The sequence below is a fragment of the Trabulsiella guamensis ATCC 49490 genome, from assembly GCF_000734965.1.
Lineage (GTDB): Bacteria > Pseudomonadota > Gammaproteobacteria > Enterobacterales > Enterobacteriaceae > Trabulsiella > Trabulsiella guamensis.
Map to the genome: position 1 here is coordinate 1 of NZ_JMTB01000134.1, position 2,815 is coordinate 2,815.

Here is a 2,815-nt window from a genome sequence, read left to right on the forward strand (position 1 = left end):
CGGTAATATGTCACCGGTTGCCCTGGGCGGTGAGCCTATGGGACCAGGCAGTGGTATTTTTACGGCGACCGGTGATAACGACGATTCTCTGTTCGGTCTGTTAGGTTTCCTCGCGGCAGCCAGCGCAATCGGTGTCGGTGCCGCAGTTGCCATGAATGAAGGCAGTGATGATATTGCTGATCGTAATGCCCCGGCAACCCCTGCCATTGGTGAAGCCATTGATAACGAAGGCGCTATTGTCGGTCCGTTGACGAGTGGCGACCACACGGACGACACCACGCCCACGCTGAGTGGCCGCGGTGAGCCGGGCGATACCATCCATATTTACGACAAGGGCAAAGAAATCGGCTCGGTAAACGTGGGTGATGATGGTAAGTGGAGCTACACACCGGAGAAACCTCTGGATGAGGGTGAACACGAACTTACCGTCACGGAAAAAGATCCCTCTGGTAATGAAAGTAAGCCTTCCGATCCGATTGTTATCACCGTAGATACCCTTGCGCCGGACGCGCCTGCCATTCAACACGTCATTGATAAAATGGGTAATGTCGTTGGAGAAATTCACGATAACGGGTGGACTGATGATACCCGTCCCGAAATGAGCGGTACCGGTGAAGCGGGTGCCACTATTACCATTTACGACAATGGTAAAGCTATCGGTCAGACCGAAGTGAATGCTGATGGTCGCTGGTATTTCAAACCGGCCCATAATCTGGCTGATGGCAATCATGACATTACCGTCACACAGACGGACAAAGCGGGCAATATCAGCGAGTCTTCAAGCCCGATTCATATTGTGGTAGATACCCTGCCGCCGGTTAAGCCAGACGTTGTGAACGCGCTGGATGATAGCGATCCTTTCACTGGTATGATTCAGGACGGCGGCGTCACTAATGATTCCAGACCAACCTTTAGTGGTGGTGGTGAACCTGGTGATACGGTCACCCTTTATGACGGCGATAAAGTCCTGGGCACCATCGTGATTGGCGTTGATGGTAAGTGGTCGTTCACGCCGGACGAGCCTCTAACCGAAGGCGATCACAGCATCATTGTGACGCAAACCGATCCAACAGGAAATACCAGCAAACCTTCTGACTCGTTGGATTTTGCCGTTGATACAACCCCACCAAATGCTGGTGAAGATGTACTGAGAATTACCGGCGTTGCCGATAACGTTGGCGATTATCAGGGTAATGTGGCCAGCGGTGACATCACCGACGACAGCCAGCCGGCCATCAGCGGTATCGGCACCGCCGGCAACATGGTGTTCGTCTACACCACCGACGCGGCAGGTAAACACTTGATCGGTTCGGCGGTGGTTGATGTGGATGGCACATGGAGCCTGACCCCGGATGCACCGCTGCTGGAAGGGCTGAACAGCCTGACCCTGGAAACGCAGGATCCGGCCGGTAACCGCATTGCCGGTGAAGCCCCATCCTGGGACATTACGCTGCTGATCCCGACAGGTGCTGAGCCGTCGATCATCAGCGTAAACGACGACAGTGAACCGTATGTAGGACCATTGCAGAAAGGCGAGGTGGCTAACGACAGCACTCCGACCCTGAACGGGACGGCGGCGGCCGGCGATATCGTCACCATCCGTGACGACAGCACCGTCCTGGGTTCGGTGACAGCAGACAGCAATGGCCGCTGGAGCTTCACGCCGGATACGGCGCTGGCAGACGGCAACCATAACTTTACCGTCACCGCCACTGACCCTGCAGGCAACCACAAGGAGAGTGGCAGCTTCCCGGTGGTGATCGATACCACCGCGCCGTCCGTGATCGCCGATCTGCTGATTATGGATAACGTCGGCGAGTACACCGGCCCGGTGAACGCCGGCGACACCACAGATGACCAGTCCCCGACCTTCAGCGGCACGGCGCAAGCGGGTGACATCATCACAGTGTTCGACAACGGCGTCGTGCTGGGCTCAGCCGTCGTCGGTGATGACGGTAAGTGGACGTACACCCCGGAAACGCCACTGGCGAAAGGGAAGCACGAGATCACCACCACCGTCACCGACCCGGCGGGTAACACCAGTGAACCGTCGCCGGGCGTCAGTTTCACCGTTGATCCGGATCCGAACATGGTCACTCTCGGTGCGGTGAAAGACGATCAGGGGCCGGTAACCGGCAACCTGACTGATGGCAGCGTCACCGACGATGCGCGTCCGGAACTGACCGGCAGCGGTAAACCTGGGAGCGTGGTCACCATTAAAGATGGTAATGAGGTACTGGGTTCGACTACCGTCAAACAGGACGGCCGCTGGAGCTTTACCCCAGCCGGAGATCTTGCAGACGGTGACCACAGTCTGACGGTGATCTCTGTCGATCAGGCGGGTAATGATGTCGTTTCTCCGGCCTTCGATTTTACGGTCGATACTGCATCACCGGGAAAACCGGCGATTGCCGTGGCTAATGACGATGTTGGCGACATCCGTGGCGATCTGGCCAGCGGTAGCGTCACCGACGATGCCAACCCCACGCTGAAAGGCATTGCGGAGGCCGGTAGCCGGGTCGATATCTACGATAATGGCGAGCTGATTGGCTCTGCCGTCGCTGACGGCAACGGCACCTGGTCGTTCACTCCGACCACGCCACTTCCGGAAGGGGGACACCATTTCATCGTCACGGCCACTGACAGGGCCGGTAATACCGGTCCGGCATCTGACAGGTTCGTGCTCTCCACCGACTACACCCCGCCAGACAGCAGCAAAGTCAGCATCACCAGCGTGGTTGATGATGCGGGTTCGGTCACGGGTAATATGGTTTCCGGCAGTGTCACCGATGACAACACGCCGCTGATCAAGGGG

1 protein-coding gene is annotated in these 2,815 nt (G+C 57.3%); it reads left to right on the top strand.

Annotation, left to right across the window (positions count from 1 at the left end):
- Positions 1–37: 37 nt before the first annotated feature.
- The coding region (locus GTGU_RS22960) for an Ig-like domain-containing protein (RefSeq protein ID WP_211252880.1) at positions 38–2,815 on the top strand (2,778 nt) is incomplete at its 3' end.